Annotated in this window: 21 protein-coding genes and 1 tRNA gene; 15 read left to right on the top strand and 7 right to left on the bottom strand. The window is 72.8% G+C overall.

Features of this window, described 5'->3' with window-relative positions; translation table 11 throughout:
• The 3 genes from FGW37_RS13240 to FGW37_RS13230 all read right to left on the bottom strand — a co-directional run bounded on the left by FGW37_RS13240 (position 1) and on the right by FGW37_RS13230 (position 3,376).
• Positions 1-318, bottom strand: coding sequence for an FmdB family zinc ribbon protein (locus FGW37_RS13240; RefSeq protein WP_179081256.1), 318 nt, complete (start codon positions 316-318; stop codon positions 1-3).
• A 66-nt stretch (positions 319-384) separates the two neighbouring features.
• Entirely contained in the window at positions 385-1,656 is a 1,272-nt protein-coding gene (locus tag FGW37_RS13235) for an MFS transporter (protein ID WP_179081255.1), read from the bottom strand.
• Positions 1,657-1,870: 214 nt separating this feature from the next.
• Positions 1,871-3,376, bottom strand: a complete 1,506-nt coding sequence (locus FGW37_RS13230; RefSeq protein ID WP_246430378.1) for a potassium/proton antiporter — start codon at positions 3,374-3,376, stop codon at positions 1,871-1,873.
• Between the two features lie 313 nt (positions 3,377-3,689).
• Between FGW37_RS13230 and FGW37_RS13225 the strand changes: the two genes are divergently transcribed.
• Positions 3,690-6,551, top strand: coding sequence for a penicillin acylase family protein (locus tag FGW37_RS13225; protein WP_179081254.1), 2,862 nt, complete (start codon positions 3,690-3,692; stop codon positions 6,549-6,551).
• A gap of 101 nt (positions 6,552-6,652) precedes the next feature.
• Here FGW37_RS13225 and FGW37_RS13220 read toward each other — a convergent pair whose 3' ends face one another.
• Positions 6,653-7,276 (bottom strand): 5-formyltetrahydrofolate cyclo-ligase, encoded by a 624-nt coding sequence (locus FGW37_RS13220; RefSeq protein ID WP_179081253.1) that lies wholly within the window; start codon positions 7,274-7,276, stop codon positions 6,653-6,655.
• A gap of 51 nt (positions 7,277-7,327) precedes the next feature.
• On the opposite strand from FGW37_RS13220, the gene galU reads away from it, so the two are divergent.
• From galU to FGW37_RS13185, 7 genes are all read left to right on the top strand, one after another.
• Entirely contained in the window at positions 7,328-8,230 is a 903-nt protein-coding gene (galU, locus tag FGW37_RS13215) for a UTP--glucose-1-phosphate uridylyltransferase GalU (protein WP_058046690.1), read from the top strand.
• Between the two features lie 70 nt (positions 8,231-8,300).
• Positions 8,301-9,581 carry a molybdotransferase-like divisome protein Glp gene (glp, locus tag FGW37_RS13210; protein ID WP_246430779.1) on the top strand — a complete coding sequence of 427 codons (1,281 nt, stop codon included), beginning with the start codon at positions 8,301-8,303 and terminating at the stop codon, positions 9,579-9,581.
• Positions 9,582-9,652: 71 nt separating this feature from the next.
• On the top strand, positions 9,653-10,195 hold the full coding sequence (moaC, locus tag FGW37_RS13205) for a cyclic pyranopterin monophosphate synthase MoaC (RefSeq protein ID WP_179081252.1): 543 nt from the start codon (positions 9,653-9,655) through the stop codon (positions 10,193-10,195).
• Positions 10,196-10,287: 92 nt separating this feature from the next.
• Positions 10,288-10,767, top strand: a complete 480-nt coding sequence (locus tag FGW37_RS13200; protein ID WP_246430778.1) for a MogA/MoaB family molybdenum cofactor biosynthesis protein — start codon at positions 10,288-10,290, stop codon at positions 10,765-10,767.
• 56 nt (positions 10,768-10,823) lie between these two features.
• A complete protein-coding gene (locus tag FGW37_RS13195) occupies positions 10,824-11,393 on the top strand; it encodes a GNAT family N-acetyltransferase (protein WP_246430777.1) in 570 nt (189 codons plus the stop codon).
• 146 nt (positions 11,394-11,539) lie between these two features.
• Positions 11,540-12,688: a divisome protein SepX/GlpR gene (gene sepX / locus FGW37_RS13190; protein WP_179081251.1), complete on the top strand. Its 1,149-nt coding sequence runs from the start codon at positions 11,540-11,542 to the stop codon at positions 12,686-12,688.
• Positions 12,689-12,779: 91 nt separating this feature from the next.
• A tRNA-Ala gene (locus FGW37_RS13185) sits at positions 12,780-12,853 on the top strand.
• A 67-nt stretch (positions 12,854-12,920) separates the two neighbouring features.
• Here FGW37_RS13185 and FGW37_RS13180 read toward each other — a convergent pair.
• Positions 12,921-15,272 (bottom strand): alpha-N-acetylglucosaminidase, encoded by a 2,352-nt coding sequence (locus FGW37_RS13180; RefSeq protein WP_179081250.1) that lies wholly within the window; start codon positions 15,270-15,272, stop codon positions 12,921-12,923.
• 242 nt (positions 15,273-15,514) lie between these two features.
• On the opposite strand from FGW37_RS13180, the gene FGW37_RS13175 reads away from it, so the two are divergent.
• The gene (locus FGW37_RS13175; RefSeq protein WP_179081249.1) at positions 15,515-16,768 is read left to right on the top strand and encodes an ATP-binding protein; all 1,254 of its coding nucleotides are present in this window, start codon (positions 15,515-15,517) and stop codon (positions 16,766-16,768) included.
• A gap of 86 nt (positions 16,769-16,854) precedes the next feature.
• Positions 16,855-17,349 carry a hypothetical protein gene (locus FGW37_RS13170; protein WP_179081248.1) on the top strand — a complete coding sequence of 165 codons (495 nt, stop codon included), beginning with the start codon at positions 16,855-16,857 and terminating at the stop codon, positions 17,347-17,349.
• 40 nt (positions 17,350-17,389) lie between these two features.
• On the opposite strand, the gene FGW37_RS13165 is transcribed toward FGW37_RS13170, so the two are convergent.
• Positions 17,390-17,887, bottom strand: coding sequence for a GNAT family N-acetyltransferase (locus FGW37_RS13165; RefSeq protein WP_179081247.1), 498 nt, complete (start codon positions 17,885-17,887; stop codon positions 17,390-17,392).
• A 35-nt stretch (positions 17,888-17,922) separates the two neighbouring features.
• Here FGW37_RS13165 and FGW37_RS13160 point away from each other — a divergent pair, with 35 nt between their 5' ends.
• Positions 17,923-18,711: an exodeoxyribonuclease III gene (locus tag FGW37_RS13160; RefSeq protein WP_179081246.1), complete on the top strand. Its 789-nt coding sequence runs from the start codon at positions 17,923-17,925 to the stop codon at positions 18,709-18,711.
• Positions 18,712-18,916: 205 nt separating this feature from the next.
• Here the strand turns inward: FGW37_RS13160 and FGW37_RS13155 are convergent, their stop codons facing one another.
• A complete protein-coding gene (locus tag FGW37_RS13155; RefSeq protein ID WP_179081245.1) occupies positions 18,917-19,747 on the bottom strand; it encodes a MerR family transcriptional regulator in 831 nt (276 codons plus the stop codon).
• A 161-nt stretch (positions 19,748-19,908) separates the two neighbouring features.
• Between FGW37_RS13155 and FGW37_RS13150 the strand changes: the two genes are divergently transcribed.
• The 4 genes from FGW37_RS13150 to FGW37_RS13135 all read left to right on the top strand — a co-directional run bounded on the left by FGW37_RS13150 (position 19,909) and on the right by FGW37_RS13135 (position 22,786).
• Positions 19,909-21,432 carry a flavin-containing monooxygenase gene (locus tag FGW37_RS13150; protein WP_179081244.1) on the top strand — a complete coding sequence of 508 codons (1,524 nt, stop codon included), beginning with the start codon at positions 19,909-19,911 and terminating at the stop codon, positions 21,430-21,432.
• Complete coding sequence (locus FGW37_RS13145; RefSeq protein ID WP_179081243.1) at positions 21,429-22,307, top strand: SDR family oxidoreductase; 879 nt, start codon at positions 21,429-21,431, stop codon at positions 22,305-22,307. Before FGW37_RS13150 ends, FGW37_RS13145 begins: the two co-directional genes overlap by 4 nt.
• Positions 22,308-22,406: 99 nt before the next feature.
• A complete protein-coding gene (locus FGW37_RS13140; protein ID WP_179081242.1) occupies positions 22,407-22,589 on the top strand; it encodes a hypothetical protein in 183 nt (60 codons plus the stop codon).
• A 14-nt stretch (positions 22,590-22,603) separates the two neighbouring features.
• Complete coding sequence (locus tag FGW37_RS13135) at positions 22,604-22,786, top strand: hypothetical protein (RefSeq protein WP_179081241.1); 183 nt, start codon at positions 22,604-22,606, stop codon at positions 22,784-22,786.
• The last annotated feature ends 58 nt before the right edge of the window (positions 22,787-22,844 follow it).

The following is a 22,844-nucleotide window of genomic DNA, read 5'->3' as shown; positions in this document are numbered from 1 at the left end:
TCAGGCGGCCGAGGTGCCGGTGGCGGCCGTGGCCGACGAGGACGCCGAGGAGGCCGGAGAGGCCGGGGACTTCGTGTCCGAGCTCTTCGAGGCGGACGACGAGGTCGTCGAAGGCTTCGCGGGCGAGCTGCTGGACGACGAGCCGCGGCTGTCGTTCCGGTAGAAGCCGGAGCCCTTGAAGACGATGCCGACCGCGGAGAAGACCTTCTTCAGGCGCCCCTGGCAGCCGGGGCACTCGGTCAAGGCGTCATCGGTGAACTTCTGCACCGCCTCGAGGCCCTCGCCGCACTCGGTGCACTGGTACTGGTAAGTCGGCACTTGCTCCTCCTGGCACTCTCACTCGTTGAGTGCTAACGACGATCCATACTGCAGTATTCCTGTCCGTCAGTCCACCGAGACGGGCTCACGGTGACCGACCCCACGTGCTGCGAGGACCGACTCCGAGCGCGGGGTCAGCGCCTTCCGCAGGAGCAGCAGGACCAGCAGCGCGACCGCCGTACCGCCCAGCGGCACCAGGAAACCGGTGCTCGCGCCGTGGCTGTCGATCAGCCGCCCGCCCACCGTCGCACCGGCCGCCTGGCCGAGGCCGACGGCGCCGGTCAGCCAGGTGAACGCCTCGGTGCGGGCGCCCGCCGGGACCAGCTTCTCCACCAGCGTGTAGCCGGTGATCAGCGAGGGTGCGATGCACAGACCCACCGCCATGCCCAGGGCACCGAGCACGACCATGTGGTGCGCGGCCCACAGCGGGGTCGTGGCCAGCACCAGCAGCGGGTAGGCCAGCAGCAGCCGGCGCTGCGGGCTCGTCTTCCAGGCGATGACGCCGCAGGCGATGCCCGCGATCATGTTTCCGGCTGCGAAGGCGCCGTACATCAGACCGTTCAGGCCCGGCTCGCCCATCTCCTTGGTGAAGGCGGTCATCGACACCTGCATGCCGCCGAAGACGGTGCCGATGCCGAGCATGACGATCGCCAGCACCCGCACGCCCGGCACGGACAGCGCGGAGACGCGCTTGCCGGTCCCGGCGGCGCCGCCCGCCGTGCGGCTCGGCTGCGGCTGCGTGCGCCGCTGCGAGGCGAACAGCAGACCGCCGGCCAGGGTCAGTACGGCCTCCGCGACCAGACCGGCGGCCGGGTGGACGCCGGTGCACAGCGCCGTGGCCAGCACCGGGCCGATCACGAAGGTGAACTCGTCGGTGACGGACTCGAAGGCCGCCGCCGTCGACATGAGAGGTGAGCCGTCGAGCTTGCTCGCCCAGCGCGCCCGCACCATCGGGCCGATCTGCGGGGTCGAGGCACCGGCCGGCACGGCCGCCACGAGCAGCGCCCACAGGGGCGCGTCCGACAGCGCGAGCACCGTCAGCAGCGAGATCGCCGCGGCGTGCACGACGACGCCGGGGATCAGGACCACGGCCTGGCCGAAGCGGTCCGCGAGCTTGCCGCCCTGCGGAGCGAACAGGGCCATGGCCACGCCCGCCGTCGCCGAGACGGTGCCCGCGGTGCCGTACGAGCCGGTGGTGTCGTTGACCAGCAGCAGGATGCCGATCGTCAGCATTGCGAACGGCTGCCGGGCCAGGAAGCCCGGCAGCAGGAACGTCCACGCACCGGGGGTGCGCAGCAGCTGCCCGTATCCGGGCCGTTCGTTGACCGTGGATGCCACGGCCCAGGCCTTTCCGCCGCCTGGTAGCGCGCCACCGGACGGCAAGCCGCCACGGAGCGCGCCGAGAGCTGTCCTCTCGCGCAGGACCGTGGTAGATGCCTTCCGGCCGCCTCGTGCGACCGCGGCCGCCGTGCGGTCGCGCCAGCCCTGCATCAGGCAGAGTTGGTTCGGTGTGAATCTGGGGAAACCTCCCGCTGGGAGCGGGAGTGAATGATTACTTCCTCTTTATCATACGGGGACCCTTGGATATGCCTATGGCCTTCGTCACAGAAGGGTTCGCGGGCGGCTCCCGGTGGTTCCCCGTCGCGCCCAGCCAGCCCGCCAGCTTGCCGCCCTCGCCGACCGCCCGCAGCCGCTTCTCGGTCGCGTCGCGCACCGGGTCCGTGGCCACGACGAGCAGTTCGTCGAGTCGGCGCAGCACGGTCGCGGGCTGGGGCACGAAGCTCTTGCCCTCCCGGACGATCAGGGTGACCGCGGCCCCGGCCGGCAGCCGCAGCTCGGAGACCTCCACGCCGTGCATCCGCGAGCCCTCGGGGATGGCGACGGACAGCAGGTGGCCGCGCAGCCGCTCCAGCGGCGCCGACTCGATGCCGAGGTCCTCCGGCTCGTTCTCGCCCAGCCGCAGGTGACGCGCCAGCCAGGGCAGCGTCGGGCCCTGGACCAGGGTGTAGACGATCACCAGCACGAAGACGATGTTGAAGATCGTGCGGCTGTCGTCCACCCCGGCCACCATCGGGATGGTGGCGAGCACGATGGGCACCGCGCCGCGCAGCCCGGCCCAGGACAGCAGGGCCTTCTCCTGCCAGGGGGTCCGGAAGGGCGCCGTGCTCAGGAAGACGGACACCGGCCGCGCGATCATGGTCAGGACCAGCCCCACGACCAGGGCGGGGATGATGTCGTCGCCCAGCTCGTGCGGGGTGACCAGCAGGCCGAGCAGGACGAACATGCCGATCTGGGCGATCCAGCCGAGCCCCTCGGCGAAGCCGCGGGTGGCGGGCCAGTGCGGCAGCTTGGCATTGCCGAGGATCAGGGCCGCGAGGTAGACGGCGAGGAAGCCGGACCCGTGCGCGAGGGCGCCGCCCGCGTAGGCGGCGGTGGCGATGGCCATCACGGCGATGGGGTAGAGGCCGGAGGCGGGCAGCGCCACGTGCCGCAGGCCGTACGCGCCGAGCATCCCGAACGCGATGCCGACGGCGGCGCCGATCGCCAGCTCCAGGGCGATCTTGCCCAGCAGCAGGTACCAGTGCTCGACGGGGCCGGCCGCCGAGAAGGCGACGACGAGGATGACGACGGGGGCGTCGTTGAAGCCGGACTCGGCCTCCAGGACACCGGTGAGCCGGGACGGCAGGGGGACGTTGCGCAGGACGGAGAAGACGGCCGCCGCGTCCGTCGAGGACACCACCGCGCCGATGATCAGGGCCTGCCGCCAGTCGACGCCCGCGAGGTAGTGCGCGGCCGCGGCGGTCAGCCCGACGCTCACCGCGACGCCGAAGGTGGACAGCACGGCGGCCGCGGGCAGCGCCGGTTTGATTTCGTGCCACTTCGTGCCGAGACCGCCCTCGGCGAGGATGACGACCAGGGCGGCGTAGCCGATCACCTGGGTCAGGCCCACGTCGTTGAAGGAGACGCCGATGCCGTCCTGGCCGATGGCGACCCCGATGCCGAGGTAGATGAGCAGGCTCGGCAGCCCGCTGCGCGAAGAGATGCGTACCGCCGCCACTGCGACGAGCAGGACGAGGGAGCAGATCAGCAGGAGTTCGTTGAGGTGGTGGACAGTCAGGGGCCGGTCCCTTCACGAGCGTCTTGCGACGAGTGTCTTGCCACGGACGACGGCCGGAACGTTCCTCCGGCCGAGGGGAACTTCATTTCCTCATCTAATATTTTACGGGTTCTTGACGCGTGCCTGCCTCGCGAGGGTGCCGGGAGGGATCGATCTCACTGCACGGTCCGGCATCCGCGTCCGGGCGCTCACCGCCCTGCGCCTATGGTTGCTTCCAGCACTCCAGGACCACCCTGCCCCTCTAAGGACAGCGATGCCCGCCAACAAGACCGGCCCTTCCGGCAAGAAAAAGAAGGGGCGACGTGCCCGCCTGCTCGTGATCACCGTCGTGCTGCTGCTCGTCGCGGGCATCGGCTTCGGCGCGTACTGGAGCGTCAGTACGGTGCGCGCCTCCTTCCCGGAGACCAGCGGCACCCTGCAGCTCAAGGGTCTGGGCGGGCAGGTGAAGGTCGCGCGTGACGACCACGGCATTCCGCAGATCTATGCGGAGAGCGCCGAGGACCTCTTCCGTGCCCAGGGCTTCGTCCAGGCGCAGGACCGGTTCTGGGAGATGGACGTCCGGCGCCATCTGACGGCGGGCCGCCTGTCCGAGATGTTCGGCGACGGCCAGGTTGAGACGGATGCGTTCGTCCGGACCATGGGCTGGCGGAAGGTCGCGCAGGAGGAGTACGACACCAAGCTGTCGGCGACCACCAAGAAGTACCTCCAGGCGTACTCCGACGGTGTCAACGCCTACCTCAAGGACCATCAGGGCAAGTCGCTGTCCGTCGAGTACGCGGCCCTGGAGTTCGAGAACGAGTACAAGCCGGAGAAGTGGACCCCGGTCGACTCGGTCGCCTGGCTCAAGGCCATGGCCTGGGACCTGCGCGGCAACCTGCAGAGCGAGATCGACCGCTCGCTCGCCTCGACGCGGCTGAGCCCCCAGCAGATCGAGCAGCTGTACCCGGCGTACCCGTACGGCCGGAACAAGCCGATCGTCGAGGGCGGCGCCGTCGACCCGGCCACCAAGGAGTTCGACCCGAAGGCCACGCCGACGGAGGGTCAGACAGGACAGACCGGGCAGACGGGGCAGGCCGGCCAGAACGGCCGGAACGGGCAGCCCGGCGGGACGGGCACGGCGGGCACACCGGGCACGAACGGCACCCCCGGCGCCCAGAACAACAACGGCACCCCCGCCACCAGCGGCGGCGCCGGCGCGGCCGGCGGACTGCGCTCCGGCCTGACCGCCCTGTCCGGCACCCTGGACAAGATCCCGGCGCTGCTCGGCCCGTCCGGCAACGGCATCGGCTCCAACTCGTGGGTCGTCGCCGGCCAGTACACGACGACCGGCAAGCCGCTGCTCGCCAACGACCCGCACCTCGCCCCGCAGCTGCCCTCGCTCTGGTACCAGATGGGCCTGCACTGCACCAAGACCGGCCCGGCCTGCCCGTACGACGTGGCCGGCTACACCTTCGCCGGCATGCCCGGCGTGGTCATCGGCCACAACCAGGACATCGCCTGGGGCATGACCAACCTCGGCGCGGACGTGACCGACCTCTACCTGGAGAAGGTCACCTCCGACAGCTACCTCTACGACAACAAGCAGGTCCCCTTCGCCACCCGCAAGGAGACCATCAAGGTCGCCGGCGGCGGCGACCGCACCATCACCGTCCGCTCCACCCGGAACGGCCCCGTCGTCTCCGACCGCAACAGCGAGCTGGGCAAGGTCGGCAAGGACGCCCCCGTCAAGGACCCGGCGCCCGACCGCGCCGAGGGCTACGCCGTCTCGCTGCGCTGGACCGCGCTCGACGCCGGCCGGACGATGGACGCCCTCCTGGACCTCAACCGCGCCACCGACTTCGCGTCGTTCCGCAAGGCCGCGGCCGGGTTCGAGGTCCCCTCGCAGAACCTGATCTACGCCGACACCAAGGGCAACATCGGCTACCAGGCCCCGGGCCGCATCCCCGTCCGCAAGGGCGACGGCCGCATGCCCGCGCCCGGCTGGGACCCCGCCTACCAGTGGACCGGCTTCCTCAAGCCGGGCGAGCTGCCGTGGGAGCTCAACCCCAAGCGCGGCTACATCGTCACCGCCAACCAGGCCGTCACCGACAAGAAGTACCCCCACGCCCTCACCGGCGACTGGGGCTACGGCGCCCGCAGCCAGCGGATCAACGACCTCATCCAGTCGAAGATCAAGGACGGCGGCAAGATCTCGACGGACGACATGCAGAAGATGCAGATGGACAACAGCAGCGAGATCGCCAAGCTGCTGACGCCCTACCTGCTGAAGATCGACATCAAGGCCGAGAACGAGCGCGAGACGAAGTACGTCCGCGAGGCCCAGAAGCTCCTCGAAGGCTGGGACTACACCCAGGAGGCCGACTCGGCCGCCGCCGCGTACTTCAACGCCGTCTGGCGCAACACCCTCAAGCTCGCCTTCGGCAACAAGCTCCCCAAGGAGCTGCGCGTCAAGGGCCAGTGCCTGCGGGTCCGCCCGGCCAACGACGCCGGCCCCCAGGAAGACCTCGACGGCAACACCCGCCTGGTGCGCGAGTGCGGCGAGCGCGACCCGGACTTGGCGCAGCCCGACGGCGGCGACCGCTGGTTCGAGGTCGTCCGCGGCATCCTCGACAAGCCGAACGACGACTGGTGGAAGACCGGCGGCCGCGCCGGCGCCGGCAACCGCGACGAGCTGCTCGCCCGCGCCATGAAGGACGCGCGCTGGGAGCTGACCTCCAAGCTCGGCAAGGACGTCAACTCCTGGAGCTGGGGCCGCCTCCACCAGCTGAACCTGAAGAACCAGACCCTCGGCAAGGAGGGCCCCGGCATCGTCCGCTGGATGCTCAACCGCGGCCCGTGGAACCTCGCCGGCGGCGAGGCCGCGGTCAACGCGGCCGGCTGGAACGCGGCCGGCGGCTACGACGTGATCTGGGTCCCGTCCATGCGGATGGTCGTCAACCTCGCCGACCTCGACAAGTCCCGGTGGATCAACCTCACCGGTGCGTCCGGTCACGCGTACAACGCGCACTACTACGACCAGACGGACAAGTGGGCCAAGGGTGAGCTCTTGCCGTGGGCGTTCTCCGCGGACGCGGTGAAGAAGGGCACGGACGCCGAGCTGACCCTTAAGCCGTAGGGTTCCCGGGGCTCCGCCCCGGACTCCGAACGCCGGACGGGCTGATTTTTTGCTGAGGCTCAGCAAAAAATCAGCCCGTCCGGCGTTTGAGGACGAGCGCGCTAGCGCGAAAAGCGCCGCGCCCCGCTCGGGGTCACCACCGCGTCTACCCGGCGATCGTGCGCCTCGACCGGCACCTGGTCGACGACCTCGCTGTCGTACAGCAGGACCACCAGCTTGGGAGCCCGTCCCGCACGGGACAACCGGGCCAGGACCCGGTCGTACGAACCCCCGCCGCGGCCCAGCCGCATCCCGCGCCCATCCACCGCCAGCCCCGGCAGCAGCACCGCGTCCGCAGAGGTCACGGCCTCCGGCCCGAGCCGGAGGCCGTCCGGCTCCAGGAGGCCGCGCCCGGCCCGTACGAGACGGTCCGGGCCCTCGTAGACGGCCCAGTCGAGATCGTTGTCCTCCAGGAGGACCGGGAGCAGCACCCGTACCCCCCGGTGGCGGAGCGCCTCCAGGAGCGCGCGGGTGCCCGGTTCGCGCCCCACGGAGACGTACGCGGCCACCGTCGCGGCCTCCGCGAGCTCAGGGAGCTCCAGGGCGCGGCGGGCCAGTGCGGCCCCCGCTTCCGCCACGTCATCCGAGGTCAACGCGGATCTCACCGCCAGGAGACCGCGCCGCAACCCTGCCTTGCTACCGTCGTACTTGATCACTGTGCGTACAAACTCCTTGCCTGGGGGCATACTCGGTGGAGCCTCATCCTCCGCACAATCTCAACGGATAGTGTTCGGCCCATGACTCACTCGCGTCCTCGGATCAGCAAGGCTGTCATTCCCGCAGCCGGTCTCGGCACCCGATTTCTGCCTGCCACCAAGGCCACGCCCAAGGAAATGCTGCCTGTCGTGGACAAGCCGGCGATCCAGTACGTGGTGGAGGAGGCCGTCCTCGCCGGTCTCTCGGACGTCCTCATGATCACAGGGCGTAACAAGCGCCCGCTCGAGGACCACTTCGACCGGAATTACGAGCTGGAGGAGGCGCTGCGCCGCAAGGGGGACGAATCCCGGCTCGCGCGGGTGCAGGAGTCCAGCGACCTGGCGACCATGCACTACGTCCGCCAGGGCGACCCCCGGGGCCTCGGCCACGCCGTTCTGTGCGCCGCCCCGCACGTCGGCAACGAGCCCTTCGCCGTCCTCCTCGGCGACGACCTCATCGACATCCGGGACCCGCTGCTGTCCCACATGGTCGCGATCCAGCGCAAGCACGGCGGCAGCGTGATCGCCCTCATGGAGGTCGACCCCGCCCAGGTCGGGATGTACGGCTGCGCGGCCGTGAAGCCCACCGACACCGACGGTGTGGTGCAGGTCACGGGCCTCGTCGAGAAGCCGGACCCTTCCGAGGCCCCCAGCAATTACGCGGTGATCGGCCGCTACGTCCTCGACCCGGCCGTCTTCGACGTGCTGCGCGAGACCCCGCCCGGCCGCGGCGGCGAGATCCAGCTCACCGACGCCCTGCAGGCGCTCGCGGCCGAGCCCGGCCTCGGCGGGCCCGTGCACGGCGTGATCTTCAAGGGCCGCCGCTACGACACGGGTGACCGCGGTGACTACCTGCGCGCCATTGTCAGACTGGCCTGCGAGCGTGAGGATCTAGGACCGGACTTCCGCGCCTGGCTCCGCCGTTACGTCACCGAGGAGATGTAGCACCTTGAGCAGTACCGCCGCCGACACGGCCACCGACCCCGTCCCCGACGCGACGGACGACCCGGACCGCCTGTGGACGGTGGAGGAGCACCTCGCCGACGTCCTGGGGAAGATCCGGCCCCTGGAGCCGATCGAGCTGCAGCTGCCGGAAGCCCAGGGCTGCGTCCTGGTCGAGGACGTCACCGTTCCGGCCGCCCTGCCGCCCTTCGACAACAGCTCCATGGACGGCTACGCGGTCCGCACGGCCGACGTCGAGGGCGCCACGGAGGAGTTCCCCGCGGTCCTCACCGTCGTCGGTGATATCGCGGCGGGCGGCGGCGGTGCGGCCGTCACGGTGGGCCCCGGCGAGGCCGCCCGGATCATGACCGGCGCCCCGCTGCCGTCCGGTGCCGAGGCCGTCGTCCCCGTGGAGTGGACCGACGGCGGCGCGGGCGCGGGCCCCGCCGTCGCCATGGACGCCCACAGCAAGGTCCCCGAGCGCTCCGGCGGGGAGGTCCGCGTCCACCGGTCCGTCACCGCCCGCGCCCACGTCCGCGCCCGCGGCAGCGACGCCTGCACGGGCGAGCTGGCCCTCGCCGCGGGCACCGTCCTCGGCCCGGCCCAGATCGGCCTGCTGGCGGCCATCGGGCGGGCCACCGTCCTGGTCCGGCCGCGGCCCCGCGTGGTCGTCATGTCCACCGGCAGCGAGCTCGTCCAGCCGGGCGAGGAGCTCGCGCCCGGCCGTATCCACGACTCCAACAGCTTCGTGCTGTCCGCCTGCGCGCGCGACGCCGGGGCCATCGCCTACCGCGTCGGCGCCGTCGACGACGACGCCGAGATCCTGCGCGCCACCCTGGAGGACCAGCTCATCCGCGCCGACGCGGTCGTCACCAGCGGCGGCGTCAGCGTCGGCGCGTACGACGTGGTCAAGGAGACCCTCTCCGGGCTCGCGGGCGAGGAGGGCAGCGTCTCCTTCCGCCGGCTCGCCATGCAGCCCGGCAAGCCGCAGGGCTTCGGCCGCATCGGCCCCGACCGGGTCCCGCTCTTCGCCCTCCCGGGCAACCCCGTCAGCTGCTACGTCTCCTTCGAGCTCTTCGTCCGCCCCGCCCTGCGGGCGCTCATGGGGCTCGACCCCGTCGACCGCACCACCGTGCGCGCCGTGTGCACCGACGCCGTCGCCTCCTCGCCGCAGGGCCGCCGCCAGTTCCTGCGGGCCCGCCACGAGCCGGGCACGGGCACGGTCTCGCTCGTCGGCGGCGCCGGCTCGCACCTGGTGAAGGCCCTCGCCCAGGCCAACGCCCTCGTCGTCGTCCCCGAGGAGACCACCTCCGTCGCCGCCGGCACGGAGGTCGACGTGGTGCTCCTCGGCTGACTCCTCGGCCGGTCACCCGCCGCGCGCTGCCGGTACGGTGTCTGCCCAACAGGACCCGGACCAGGAGAACCATGAGCAGCGCCCAGGACCCGCCCGAGGCCTCCCGCCTCACCCACATCGACAGCGCGGGCGCGGCCCGCATGGTCGACGTCTCGGCCAAGGAGGTCACCGCCCGCACGGCCCGTGCCAGCGGGCGGGTCCTCGTCGCGCCGCGCGTGGTGGAGCTGCTGCGCGGCGAGGGCGTCCCCAAGGGCGACGCCCTCGCCACGGCCCGCATCGCCGGCATCATGGGCGCCAAGCGCACCCCCGACCTGATCCCGCTCTGCCACCCGCTGGCCGTCTCCGGCGTGAAGGTCGACCTGTCCGTCGCCGACGACGCCGTGGAGATCACGGCCACGGTGAAGACGACCGACCGCACGGGCGTGGAGATGGAGGCGATGACGGCCGTCGCCGTCGCCGCCCTGACGGTCGTGGACATGGTCAAGGCCGTGGACAAGGGCGCGACTGTCACGGACATCAGGGTGGAGGAGAAGACGGGCGGAAAGTCGGGACGTTACGTCGCCCGCTCCGCGGAGGAAATCGCCCCCTCGGCGGATGAAGGGGACGGCGCGTGACCGCGGGGCACGTGCCCGGGGACGGGCCGTCGCCGGCGGGCCGCCGCACCGGCGAGCAGCCGGCCGCTGCGGAGCGGACCCCGTACCGGGCTTTGGTCGTCACCGCCTCCCACCGGGCCGCGACAGGCGTCTACGAGGACAAGGGAGGCCCTCTCCTCGCAGCCGGGCTGGAAGCCATGGGCTTCCGGACCGACGGCCCCGTCGTCGTCGACGACGGGGCCCCCGTGGCGGCGGCCCTCCGCGACGGGATCGCCGCCGCCTACGACGTGATCGTCACCACCGGCGGCACCGGCCTGTCGCCCACCGACCGTACGCCCGAGGCGACCCGCCCCCTCCTCGAGCGGGAGGTCCCCGGCATCGCCGAGGCCGTCCGCGCCGAGGGGCTGGCCAAGGTGCCCACCGCCGCCCTCTCCCGGGGCCTGGCGGGGCTCGCGGGCCGGACGCTGATCGTGAACCTGCCCGGATCGACGGGCGGCGTCCGCGACGGCCTCGCCGTGCTGGGCCGGCTGCTGGTCCACGCCGTGGAGCAGGTGCACGGGGGCGATCACCCGAGACCGGGGAGCCCGCGCTGAACGCCGGCCGGCCCGCCGAGCTCGTGGACGGCGACGTCCTCCTGCGCCCCATCCGGATGCGCGACCAGCACGCCTGGCGGGAGGTCAACCGGCGCAACCGCGACTGGCTGCGCCCCTGGGAGGCGACGATCCCGCCGCCCCCGCCGGGCGGCCCGGTCGCGCACCGCCCCACGTACCGGCAGATGGTGCGTCACCTGCGGGCCGAGGCCCACGCGGGGCGCATGCTGCCGTTCGTCATCGACTATCAGGGCAGGCTGGCCGGCCAGCTGACCGTGGCCGGGATCACCTGGGGCTCGATGTGCTCGGCGCACATCGGCTACTGGGTGGACGCGGCCGTCGCGGGCCGCGGCGTGATGCCGACCGCGGTCGCGCTCGCGGTCGACCACTGCTTCCGCTCGGTCGGCCTGCACCGCGTGGAGGTGTGCATCCGGCCGGAGAACCTGCCCAGCCGCCGGGTGGTGGAGAAGCTGGGCTTCCGGGAGGAGGGGCTGCGGCCCCGCTACCTCCACATCGACGGAGCCTGGCGCGATCACCTGGTCTACGCACTGACGGCCGAGGAGGTCCCGGAGGGGCTCCTGCAGCGGTGGCACCGTTCCCGGCCCGGGAACCCCGCAGAAATAGAATAGATATTCGAAAGTGACCGTCAATCGACGGTATTCGAGTGGACTCGGTCTCAACAATCACAAAAAAAGTTCGAGATATCAGCCGGATCGTGCGACACACCGGGCCAATTGGCGGAATCCCCTGCGCGTACCCCTCTACGGTGTGAAGTGTGAGCAGCAGCGGCCTCATCTACGCAGTCATCGTCGGGGCCTGGGCCGCCTACTTGGTGCCGATGTGGCTCCGTAGGCAGGACGAGCTCAATGAAGCCCGTCCGACGGAACGCTTCAGCACCGCCATCCGGCTTCTGTCGGGCCGGGCGGGGATGGAGCGCCGTTACGCCAAGGACCTGGAAGTGCGCGCCGCCGACGACGCGCCGGTCTCAAGCGAGCCCGGGGAGCCGGCGGCCCGTGCGCCCGAGCCGGAAGCGCCGACCGAAATGGTCGACGTCCGGCCCTTCGGCATGCCCGGAGGCATGCCCGGAGCAGGAGGCGGGGCACCGGCGGAAGCGCCGGGCTCCGCGGGCCCGCCCGGCGGCCCCCAGGGTTCTGCGGTGTCCCCGGGCGCCCAGGGAGTTGCGGGGGAGCGCGCCGCGGCGTCCGCGACCCCGACGGCCGCCGCCGCACGCGCCCGGCGCTCGAAGGTCCTCGCGCGCCGTCGCCGCACCACGGTCGTCCTCTTCATGACCTTCACCGTCGGCGCGATCGTCGCGGGCGTCGGCGGGCTGGCGTTCCTGTGGGTCCCGGCCGTCCCGGCGGTGCTCCTCAGCGCGTACATCGTGTACCTGCGCATCCAGGAGCGGCGCCGCTTCGCCTTCACCATGGACCAGCGCCGCGCCGAACTGGCCGCCCAGCGCCTGCGCGAGGGCCGCGTCCGCCCTCGCCAGGCGGCGGACGCCCACGACGCCGCGGATCCCGTTGACACCGTCGCCCACCCGTCGCCCGCCGCCGGCGAGCGCCCGGCCGAGCCCTCGCCCGCCGCGGGCCGCCGCGCCCTCGTGGAGCAGACCGACCACGCCGAGTGGGTCGACCAGCAGCGCGACCGCGGCGCGGCCGAGGGCTGGGACCCGGTCCCCGTCCCCCTGCCGACCTACGTCACCGCGCCGGTCGCCCCGCGCGCCGGCGACAGCGTCGACCTGGGCGCCCCGGACACCTGGAGCTCCGCACGCTCCAGCACCGCCGACCCGGCGGCGGACCGGGCACGCGCCGCCGCGGAGGAGCGCCGCGCCTCCCGCCCCCGCCGCCGCCCCCGCGAACGGGGCCGCACCCCCCTCTTCGACCAGTACGCCGACGACGACCGCCCCCGCGCCGCCAACGAGTGACCCGCGCCACCTCCGCGGCCCGCGCCGCTGACCAGCGGCGAGCGGATTTCCGAGCACCCGGATGGGGGTGCTAGAGTTTCACTCGTTGCAAGGGCCTGTGGCGCAGTCCGGTAGCGCACCTCGTTCGCATCGAGGGGGTCAGGGGTTCGAATCCCCTCAGGTCCACAACACATCAGAGCCCCCGTCGGAGAAATCCGGCGGGGGCTCTGACGTATTGTCGGGCCGGGCGTGCTCAGAGCCGTCGTGCCACCTTTCGCGCCACCTTCACCACGTTCCCCGCCGGCTTCGTCCGCAAAGCCGGGTGGTGGCGGATCCAGTGCTCCTCCAGGGCGTACCAGTCGATCGGCTTCGGCTTGCGGCGGGCCGACAGGGACGCGTCCAGTTCCGTGAAGTACGTCTTCCAGCGCTTGCGGTAGAGGCCGCCCACCAGGCCCGACCACTCGCGGTTGGCGTAGTCGTGCAGTTTGCCCCCGTCGGCCGAAGGGCGGGGGCCCCAGGTGGTCAGCAGGGTCAGGGCGTCGTGTTCGAGGCGGTCGCGTTCGGCCGGCGAGGAGCCCCAGGCGCGGGCGGCCGTCGTCCAGTGGCTGAGCAGGTGGTGTGCGTCGGTGGCGACGGTCTCCTCCAGGAGCGCCATCCAGTCGAGCCATTGGCGCGTCAGGTTGCGGAGCCGGGAGCGGTCGCCCGCCTCGAAGGCGGCCTTGATGCGAGGGAGCAGGGTGCGGCTGCGGTTGGCGATCGTCTGGCGGGTCACGTCCAGGAGGTCGTAGCGGTAGGCGGAGCTGCGGCGCAGGGAGGGGGCCACCGCGAGGAGTTCGGGGAGGGCCGCCTCGAAGGCGTCCGGGTCGTAGCGCAGTTGCCGGGGCGACCAGGCGGCGGCGTGGGTGACGGCCAGGTCGGGGCGGGCGCCGAAGAGGCCGTCGGCGGCCTCGCTCCAGCCGTCGGCGCGGGTCGTGCCGTAGGCGGTGCGGCGCAGGACGTCCCAGGCGCGGGCGGCGTGCGGGTCGGCGGCGCCGTAGCGGTAGCGGGGCCACTGCGCGAACCAGCCCTCCAGGTCGACCCGGCCGTCCGTCCAGGCCAGGTCGCTGAAGAGGGCGAGCGCCGCGGGGTTGTTGTCGGCGGCCTCGGGCATCAGGGCGATGCCCTTGAGCGCGCTGCCCGGCTTGGTGCGCCAGTCCTCGAAGAGGGCGGCCCAGTCGCGGGTGTTGGCGCCCATGGCGGTGTGCCCGCCGAAGTTCCAGATGGAGCCGAAGGCGTACGGGGTGCCGCCCCAGTCGTCCTCGCGGTCGGTGACCTTGGGGTAGTGGTCGGAGACCCCGTCCAGGATGAGCATGCGCTTGCGGTCGACGGCGTCGACGATCTCGCGCCGCGGGTTCTCCTGCCAGCCGAGGATGGCCCAGGTGGCGCGCGGGTGGGCGGCGCGCAGCGCCTTCTCGACGGCGCGGGCGGCGGCGGCGACGGGCACGTCGCCCGGCTTCCCGCCTTCGTGCAGCAGGTCCATCTTGTACATGGACGTGGCGCCGTAGAGCTCCTTCTGGACCCGGTAGAAGGTCGCCGCGACGCGGCGGAAGTGCGCGGTGCGCGGGTCGAGCCAGTCGGGCCGGCGGAAGCCGCCCCAGGTGCCCTGCGGGACGGTGCGGGCGCCGGGGTTGCGCTTGGCGAAGCCGGGCGGCACGGTGCCGTAGTAGCCGGGGAACACCGGCGTCATGCCCAGCTCCCGCAGCCTGGCCACGATCTTCTTCGCGAGGGCCGTGCGGCGCTCCAGGAGCCGGGCGGACAGGGGGCCGCCGTAGGACTCCATGTTCTGCAGCAGCCACCACGGCTGGTGGGCCGGGCCCGGCAGCCAGGCGCGCAGCTCGGCGTCGCCGTAGCCGTGCGCGCGGAACGTGCGGTGGTAGACCGCGTCGGCGCCCGCGTAGACGAGGACCTCGTTGAAGCCGTGCAGCGCCAGTACGTCGATTTCGCGCTGCCAGTAGTCCCACCCGTTGTACGGGCCGGTGTAGCCGTCGTTCGTGTCGTTGAGCACGAAGCGGTGGGTGACGTTCGCCGCCCGGACGACGGGGGTACGGACGCCGGGGAGGCGGTCGGGGAGGGCGGCCTGTGCCCCGTTCCAGGAGAAGTGGGCGTGGGCGACGTGTCTGAGGTACCAGTGGAAGCCGGTGAGCTGCACCGCGGGCGTCGTGCCCGCCACCACGATCGCGCCCGCCCGCCCGGACACCCGGAAGGCGTCCGCGCCGCCCTTGCGAGGCACCGTGCGGAAGGTGACCTGGCGGTGGTGGCGGGGCAGCAGCCGGGCGAGGGCGGCCGCGGCGGCTCCGGCGGCGCCCGCGGCGGCGGGCGCGGACCCCTCGTCCTGCTCGGCGCCGGCGTCGGGCAGCCCCGCCGACGTGCTCTCGTCCCCGGCGGAGGTCACGTCCTCGAAGTCGGCGGCGGACTCCGTATCGGCGTTCTCCGCGCCTTCCGCGCTCTCTGTGCCTTCCGCGCCTCCCGGGCCCCCGGGCACGGCCGCGGCGGCCACGCCGGGCACCGTGCCGACGGCCGCCGCTCCTGCGAGGGCGCCGAGGAGCCTGCGACGGGCAATATGCATGAGTGACCTCCACCGTGACGAGCGTGACGCTGCAGCGGCTGCAGCGACTGGACCGGACCACTGAGGCGCGGTGATCCTACGAGCCGATGACCGCCACTCGGCAAGGACGCGGTCGGCAAACCAGCCACGCCGGTTACATTTGGCACGAATGGCCCCATCGGAACGACCCGACCTGATAGGCCCACCCCGCCCGGGCCCCGCCACCCGCCGGTCCGACCCGCCGCCGAGGAGCCAGAAGCCATATGGGACTGCGCACGAAGATCGGCGTGGCCATCACCGCCACCGCAGCCCTGGTCGCCGTCATCATGGGGCTCGTCGTGCACCACCGCACCGCCGGCAACCAGCTGGAGACCGCGCGCGAGGCCCTCGAGGGCCGGCTCGCCACGGCCGTGGAGGACCACGCCGCGGGCGTCCACCGGCCGCGGACGCTCGTCAACCCCGAGCACATACCCGGGCCGCTGCGGAAGGCCGTCGAAGGGGGCGGACGCGCCACCCATCTGGACTCCAGCGGCCCCGTACCGATGCTGTGGGCCGCCGGCCGCAGCGGCCGCGACACCATCGTCGTCAAGCACCCCTACGCCCGGCAGGCCCAGAACCTCCGCAGGCTCGACGAGGCCCTGTGGTGGGCGGGCGGTCTGGGCACCGCTTTCGCGGGCGTCGTCGGCGTGGGCCTCGCGACCGTCGTCGGCCGCCGCCTCAACGCCTCCGCCCGGACGGCCGAGCGCATCGCCGACGGCGACTTCAGCGCCCGCCTCAAGCCGCGCGGCGGGCAGGACGAGATCGCCCGCCTGATCGTCGCCGTCAACACGATGGCCGACGCGCTGGCCGCCCGTCTGCAGGCCGAGCGCGAGGTCACCTCGAACATCGCCCACGAACTGCGCACCCCCGTCGCGGGCCTGGTCGCCGCGGCCGCGGTGCTGCCGCCCGGCCGGCCCGCCGAGATGGTGCGGGAGCGGGCGGAGCGGGTCCGGGCACTGATGGAGGACGTGCTGGAGGTCGCCCGCCTGGACGGCTCCGCCGAGCGCGCCGACACCGAGGTCCGGGCGCTGGGCGAGCTGACGCGGCGCGCGGTCCGCTCGGCGGTGGCGGACGGCAAGGAGACGGCGGAGGTGCGGGTCGTGCGCGACTGCCTGGTCGAGACCGACGCCCGCCGCGTCGAGCGGATCCTGGTCAACCTCGTCACCAACGCCTTCCGGCACGGCGGCGCCCCGGTGACCGTCGAGGTGGACGGCGGCACCGTCCGGGTCCGCGACAGCGGCCCCGGCTTCCCGCCCGACCTGCTGGTCTGCGGCCCGCAGCGCTTCCGCACGGGCTCGGGCTCCGGCCTCGGCCTCGGTCTCGGTCTCGGGCTGACGATCGCGGCGGGGCAGGCGCGGGTGCTGGGCGCGGGCCTGGCCTTCGCCAACCCGGGCGGCGGGGGAGCGCAGGCGACGCTGGACCTGACCGCGTCGGTGCGGGACGGAGCCGGGCCCGCCGACGAGCCGTGCGCTTCCTGAGGCCGGGCTTCCCGACGCGCCGGGTGTCCTGAGGCGCGGGGTGTCCTGAGGTGCGGGGCGGGCCGACTGCCCCAACAGTGGAAGCCATGAAGGAAGACAACGTCCTCTTCTTGAACGTCGCCTCGCCCGAGAAGGGCCACCGGGCGCTGGACGACCTCCGCGCGGGGCACACCGCCGGCCGGTTCACCCTCCGCGAGGGCGCGGTGATCGCCCGCGCGGACGACGGCAGTCTCGACTTCCCCGACGCCGTCGACAACTCCGGCACGGCCCGCGCCTTCGCCGTCGGCGGCCTGATCGGCGGCCTGCTGGGCATCCTCGGCGGCCCGCTCGGCGTCATGATCGGCTTCGGCGCGGGCGGCCTCGTCGGCGGCGTGCGCGACGCGCGCGAGGCGACGGCCGCGAACGCCGCCCTGGAGATGCTGGCGGCGGAGGTCCCGCCGGGCAGCACGGTCCTGGTCGCCGAGATCGCCGAGGACGGGCCGGAGGAGGCCGACGGCATCCTCGCCCACTACGGGGAGGCCACGCGCTACCGGACGGAGGACATCCGCCACGAGGTGGAGGCGGCCATCGCGCAGAAGTGAGGCGGAGGGCCGGGCGGGCGGGCCGGGCCGGAGGCCGGGGTCAGCGGGGCGCGGGGACCAGTGGCTTGGTGAAGCAGCGGCTGCTGTCGTAGCACCGGTACAGGCCGAACTTCTCCGCCTCGGGCACCGGCGCGTAGCCGGACGACACGTACAGGGATATCGCCTCGGGCTGCTTGTCGCCGGTCTCCAGGACCATGCGGGTGCGGCCCGCCTCCCGGGCGCTGTCCTCCAGTTCCGCGAGGATCCGCCGCGCCAGGCCCCGCCCGCGCGCCTCCGGCACCACGTACATCCGCTTCAGCTCGGCGTCGCCGTCCGCGTAGCCCTCGTCGTTCGCCTCGTGGGCGCGCCAGCCGCCGGTGGCCACGGGCGTGCCGTCGGGCTCGTAGGCGATGAGATATAGGCCACGCGGCGGGGCGAACTGGGTGGGCTCCAGCGGGGTGAGGTCGCCGTCTCCGTACCGTTCCGCGTACTCCAGTTGCACCCGGTCCTGGAGCCTCACCGCGTCGGGATGGTCGTATGCGACCGGCAAGATCTGCATTCAAGGCATCGTACGGAAGTCGGTATCGTGCCGGAATGCTGACCGTTACGAGCGTAAATGTGAATGGGCTGCGCGCGGCCTCCAAGAAGGGCTTCGTGGAGTGGCTGGCGCAGACGGGGGCGGACGTGGTCTGCCTGCAGGAGGTCCGCGCGGAGCCGCACCAGCTGCCCGACGAGGTCCGTGAGCCCGAGGGCTGGTACACGGTGCACGCCCCGGCGGCGGCCAAGGGCCGGGCCGGCGTCTCCGTCTACTCGCGGCGCGAGCCGGAGGCCGTGCGCATCGGCTTCGGATCGGCCGAGTTCGACGGCAGCGGCCGCTACGTGGAGGTCGACCTTCCGGGCGTGACCGTCGCGAGCCTCTACCTGCCGTCGGGCGAGGTCGGCACGGAGCGGCAGGACGAGAAGGAACGCTTCATGGCGGAGTTCCTGCCGTACCTGGTGGCGCTGAAGGCCCGCGCGGCGGCGGACGGCCGCGAGGCCCTGGTCTGCGGCGACTGGAACATCGCCCACACCGAGGCCGACCTGAAGAACTGGAAGGCCAACCGCAAGAGCGCGGGCTTCCTGCCCGAGGAGCGGGCCTGGCTGACCAAGGTCTTCGAGGAGTACACGGATGTGGTCCGCGCCCTCCACCCGGGCGTCGAGGGCCCGTACTCGTGGTGGTCCTACCGCGGCCGCGCCTTCGACAACGACTCGGGCTGGCGCATCGACTACCTGGTCGCGACGCCGGGGCTGGCGGAGCGGGCGCTGAAGGCGGCGGTGGAGCGGGCGGCCTCGCACGACCTGCGCTGGTCGGACCACGCGCCGGTGACGGGCGTCTTCGGCTGAGTCCGCAAGGGCACGGGCGCGGTCGCGGGCACGGGCCCTTCGCGCTTTCGGCGCAATCACGCCGTTTGCGTGAGCAGACCTTGGCTTCCCGCCCGCCGGGGCGGGCCGGGCTGCTTCAATTCTCTTCTGCACGAGCACTGTTGGCCCGACCGGCCGGCGTGCGGGTGTGGTCGCGGCATGGCGCGCCCGTGCGTCCTCGCCGCCGTCAGCCGGGTCTGGCGGGTCCCGGTTCGCCGGCGGCGCCGTGCGCACCGAGCCGGGTTTCGAGCTCGGTGCGCACGCGCCGGTCCACGGCCATGGCGAGCTCCGCGTCCACCACCGTCCTGGCGAGGGCGCGCAGCCGGCCCAGGGTCTCGCCGGCGGCGCCGGCCTCGCCCGGCGGCAGGCCGGCCAGCACGTGGTCCCGCAGGAGGCCGGTGAAGGTCTCGGCCAGGGCTTCCGCGTGGGCCCGCACCTCACGGCCGGCGGCGAGCACCGCGGCCAGCGGGATGCCGTGGCGCACCAGGCCGGTCGAGGCGTCGAGGAGGCGCCGGCTGACGTGGACGATCTCCTCGCCGTCGACGCCGAGGTAGCCGAGGTCGAGCGAGGCGGTCAGGTTCTCCGGGGTGACCTCGCCGGCGAAGCGGTCGGCCAGCTCCTCCGGGGTGAGGCGGACGGCCGCCTCCTCCGTCCAGGGCACGGTGACGGCGGCTCCCGCCAGCCCCAGCAGCTCGCCCACGTCCCGCCCGCACTCGAAGGCGCTCAGCAGCTCGGCGATCCCGCCGAGGGTGTGCCCGCGCTCCAGGAGCGCGCCGATCGTGCGCAGCCGGGCCAGGTGGTGGTGGCCGTACCAGGCGATGCGGCCCTCGCGGCGCGGCGGCGGGAGCAGCTTGCGCTCGCGGTAGAAGCGCAGGGTGCGGACGGTGATGCCGGCCTCCTCGGCCAGCTCCGCCGTGCGGTATTGCCGTGCGGCGGCTTCGGGGGGCTCTGTGGTGCGGGTCTCGTGCCCGATCGCTTCGGCCCGGCCCGTCGTACGGCGGCCCCGTTCGTCGCCCATCGCGCCCCCTTGTCCGTGGCCACGCGCGAAGCGTAAGCGTACGTGCGACCACCGGTAACTTCCTTTCCCTGTACCCCTATCGCTTCGTCAGGCGCTGGCCTACGCTCCCCATCGTGCCAGCAATTGCTGGCGCAGTTGTGTCGGATCCGGGAGGCGGCGGCATGGCCGAGCATGAGCGTCAGCACGTACGGGTGGCGGTGATCGGGTCCGGCTTCGGCGGACTGGGGGCGGCCGTCCGGCTGCGGCGCGAGGGGATCACCGACTTCGTGGTCCTGGAGCGGGCGGACTCCGTGGGCGGCACCTGGCGGGACAACACCTATCCCGGCTGCGCCTGCGACGTGCCGTCGTACCTCTACTCCTTCTCCTTCGCCCCCAACCCCGCCTGGCCGCGCAGCTTCTCGGGTCAGCCCCACATCCGCGCGTACATGGAGCACGTCACCGACACCTTCGGGCTGCGGCCGCACCTGCGCTTCAACTCCGAGGTGCAGCAGCTGCGCTGGGACGCGGAGCGGCTGCACTGGGAGGTCACCACGTCGGCCGGCGACTACACCGCCGACGTCGTCGTCTCCGCCACCGGACCCCTCGCGGATCCGCGGGTGCCGGAGGTGCCCGGCCTGGACTCCTTCCCCGGCCGGGTCTTCCACTCCGCCCGCTGGGACCACGACTACGACCTGCGCGGCAAGCGCGTCGCGGTGATCGGCACCGGCGCCTCCGCGATCCAGATCGTGCCGGGCATCCAGCCGGAGGTGGGCCGCCTCACCCTCTTCCAGCGCACCCCGCCGTGGGTGCTGCCCCGCTTCGACCGGCCCGTCTCCGCCGCCGAGCGCTGGCTGCACACCCGGCTGCCCGCGACGGCGGCGCTGCGCCGCGGCGTCCTGTGGGGCATCCGGGAGCTGCAGGTCAGCAACTTCACCCGGCACCCGGAGCGGATGCGGGTGGTCGAGAAGCTGGCCCTGTCCCACCTGCACAAGGCCGTCAAGGACCCGGTACTGCGCGCCCGCCTCACCCCCGGCTACCGGCTGGGCTGCAAGCGCATCCTGCTCTCCAGTGACTACTACCCGGCGCTCGCCCGGCCCAACGTGGACCTGGTGGCCTCGGAGCTGGCCGAGGTGCGCGGATCGACGCTCGTCGCCGCCGACGGCACGGAGGCCGAGGCCGACGCCATCGTCTTCGGCACGGGCTTCCGGGTCACCGACATGCCGATCGCTCAGCGGGTCACCGGCGCCGGCGGCCGGACGCTCGCCGAGGCGTGGAAGGGCGGCATGGCGGCCCTGCGCGGCACCAGCGCCGCCGGCTTCCCCAACTTCCTCACCGTCATCGGGCCCAACACCGCGCTGGGGAACAGCTCGATGATCCTCATCATCGAGTCCCAGCTGAACTATCTGGCCGACTTCATGCGGCAGTTGGACACCCTCGGCGGCAAGGCGGCGCTCGACGCCCGTCCCTCCGCGGTGAACGCCTGGAACCGGCACGTCCAGCGCCGGATGGAGCGCACGGTCTGGAACACCGGCTGCCGGAGCTGGTACCTGGATGCTCACGGCCGCAACACCACGGTCTGGCCCGGTACCACCGCCGAGTTCCGCAAGGTCACGCGCCGGGTGAACCTCGCCGAGTACCAGGTGCTGCGGCCGCCGCGCGCCCCGCGCAGGGCCGTGCCCGCGACCGCCGCGGAGGCCGCCCGATGAGGCGCGTGAGCCTGGAGGGGCAGGTCGCCGTCGTCACCGGGGCCGCCCGCGGCCTGGGGGAGCAGCTGGCCCGCAAGCTGTCCGCGCGCGGCGCGTGCGTCGCCCTGGTGGGCCTGGAGGCGGACAGGCTGCGCCGCGTCGCCGCCTCGCTGCACGAGGACGCCGCCCACTGGCACGCCGACGTCACCGACCACGAGGCCATGGAGCAGGTGGCCCGCGAGGTCAAGGCCCGCTTCGGCAAGGCCGACGTCGTCGTCGCCAACGCCGGCGTCGCCGCGGGCGGCCCCCTGGCCGGCTCCGACCCCGTCAGCTGGCGCCGCGTCGTCGAGGTCAACCTCGTCGGCAGCGCGGTCACGGGCCGCGCCTTCCTGCCCGTGCTGGCGGAGAGCCGCGGCTATCTGCTGCAGGTGGCCTCGCTCGCCGCGATGGCCCCGGCGCCGATGATGAGCGCCTACTGCGCGTCGAAGGCCGGCGTCGAGGCGTACGCGCACTGCCTGCGCGGCGAGGTCGCCCACAAGGGCGTGCGGGTCGGCGTCGCCTATCTGAGCTGGACCGACACGGACATGGTGCGCGGCGCCGACGCGTACGAGGTGATGCGCGAGATGCGGCAGCGCCTGCCGTGGCCCGCCAACCGCACCTACCCGCTCGGCCCGACCGCCGACCGCCTGGTCGACGGCATCGAGCGGCGCTCGGCGCACGTGTACGGGCAGGCGTGGCTGCGGCTGCTGCAGGGCTCCCGCGGCTGGCTGCCCGGGGTGCTCACGCTCGGCGCGCAGCGCGAGATGCGGCGGTTCGAGCCGGGAATCGCCGGGGTGCGCGCGGGGCTGGTGGGCGCGGGAGGGGCGGCCGACGAGAAGGAGCGTACGAGGGCGTAGCGCAGTGTAGTCATACGATATGCGGGCTAAGATGGTGCATGTCAGGCTGTTTCGGGGTAAAACGCCCCGATTTCCCCTCGTTGAGGAGTGAGTGCAGCCATGGGCATCAAGGACGAGATGCAGGACAAGGCCCAGCAGGCCAAGCAGAAGATGGAACAGGCCAAGAAGCAGGCGCAGCAGAAGGGCCAGGAGGCGCAGGACCGGCTCAAGGAGCGCCGCGAGCAGGAGAACCGCCAGCAGTCCTTCGACGACCTGCGTGACGAGCTCGACGACCGCACCTGAGGGAGCTGAGCCTCATGGCCAAGGGAGACAGGGCCAAGAGCAAGGCCGAACAGCAGAAGGAGCAGGCCGACCGGGCCGGCAGGACCGGCAAGAAGGCCAAGGAGAACGCGAGCGAAAAGGCCCGCCAGGAACTGATCCGCAAGGAGCAGGAGGAGTGGGACCGCCGCGACACATTCGACGAGAACTTCGAGATCTGACGGCGGCTCCGCGTACCGACGTAAGGGGCGCCCCCCACGGAGGGGCGCCCCTTACGTC

The organism is Streptomyces rectiverticillatus (assembly GCF_013394065.1).
Taxonomy (GTDB): domain Bacteria; phylum Actinomycetota; class Actinomycetes; order Streptomycetales; family Streptomycetaceae; genus Streptomyces; species Streptomyces rectiverticillatus.
This window is presented reverse-complemented; position numbering and strand designations above follow the sequence as displayed.

What these genes read in the sequence shown, in the direction of transcription:
- FGW37_RS13140 (WP_179081242.1), top strand. Translation starts at nt 22,407, where the DNA reads ATGGGCATCAAGGACGAGATGCAGGACAAGGCCCAGCAGGCCAAGCAG.
- FGW37_RS13175 (WP_179081249.1), top strand. Translation starts at nt 15,515, where the DNA reads ATGGGACTGCGCACGAAGATCGGCGTGGCCATCACCGCCACCGCAGCC.
- FGW37_RS13160 (WP_179081246.1), top strand. Translation starts at nt 17,923, where the DNA reads ATGCTGACCGTTACGAGCGTAAATGTGAATGGGCTGCGCGCGGCCTCC.
- FGW37_RS13145 (WP_179081243.1), top strand. Translation starts at nt 21,429, where the DNA reads ATGAGGCGCGTGAGCCTGGAGGGGCAGGTCGCCGTCGTCACCGGGGCC.
- FGW37_RS13195 (WP_246430777.1), top strand. Translation starts at nt 10,824, where the DNA reads ATGCGCGACCAGCACGCCTGGCGGGAGGTCAACCGGCGCAACCGCGAC.
- FGW37_RS13150 (WP_179081244.1), top strand. Translation starts at nt 19,909, where the DNA reads ATGGCCGAGCATGAGCGTCAGCACGTACGGGTGGCGGTGATCGGGTCC.
- FGW37_RS13135 (WP_179081241.1), top strand. Translation starts at nt 22,604, where the DNA reads ATGGCCAAGGGAGACAGGGCCAAGAGCAAGGCCGAACAGCAGAAGGAG.
- FGW37_RS13165 (WP_179081247.1), bottom strand. Translation starts at nt 17,887, where the DNA reads ATGCAGATCTTGCCGGTCGCATACGACCATCCCGACGCGGTGAGGCTC.
- galU (WP_058046690.1), top strand. Translation starts at nt 7,328, where the DNA reads ATGACTCACTCGCGTCCTCGGATCAGCAAGGCTGTCATTCCCGCAGCC.
- FGW37_RS13170 (WP_179081248.1), top strand. Translation starts at nt 16,855, where the DNA reads ATGAAGGAAGACAACGTCCTCTTCTTGAACGTCGCCTCGCCCGAGAAG.
- FGW37_RS13220 (WP_179081253.1), bottom strand. Translation starts at nt 7,276, where the DNA reads ATGCCCCCAGGCAAGGAGTTTGTACGCACAGTGATCAAGTACGACGGT.
- FGW37_RS13225 (WP_179081254.1), top strand. Translation starts at nt 3,690, where the DNA reads ATGCCCGCCAACAAGACCGGCCCTTCCGGCAAGAAAAAGAAGGGGCGA.
- FGW37_RS13155 (WP_179081245.1), bottom strand. Translation starts at nt 19,747, where the DNA reads ATGGGCGACGAACGGGGCCGCCGTACGACGGGCCGGGCCGAAGCGATC.
- FGW37_RS13180 (WP_179081250.1), bottom strand. Translation starts at nt 15,272, where the DNA reads ATGCATATTGCCCGTCGCAGGCTCCTCGGCGCCCTCGCAGGAGCGGCG.
- moaC (WP_179081252.1), top strand. Translation starts at nt 9,653, where the DNA reads ATGAGCAGCGCCCAGGACCCGCCCGAGGCCTCCCGCCTCACCCACATC.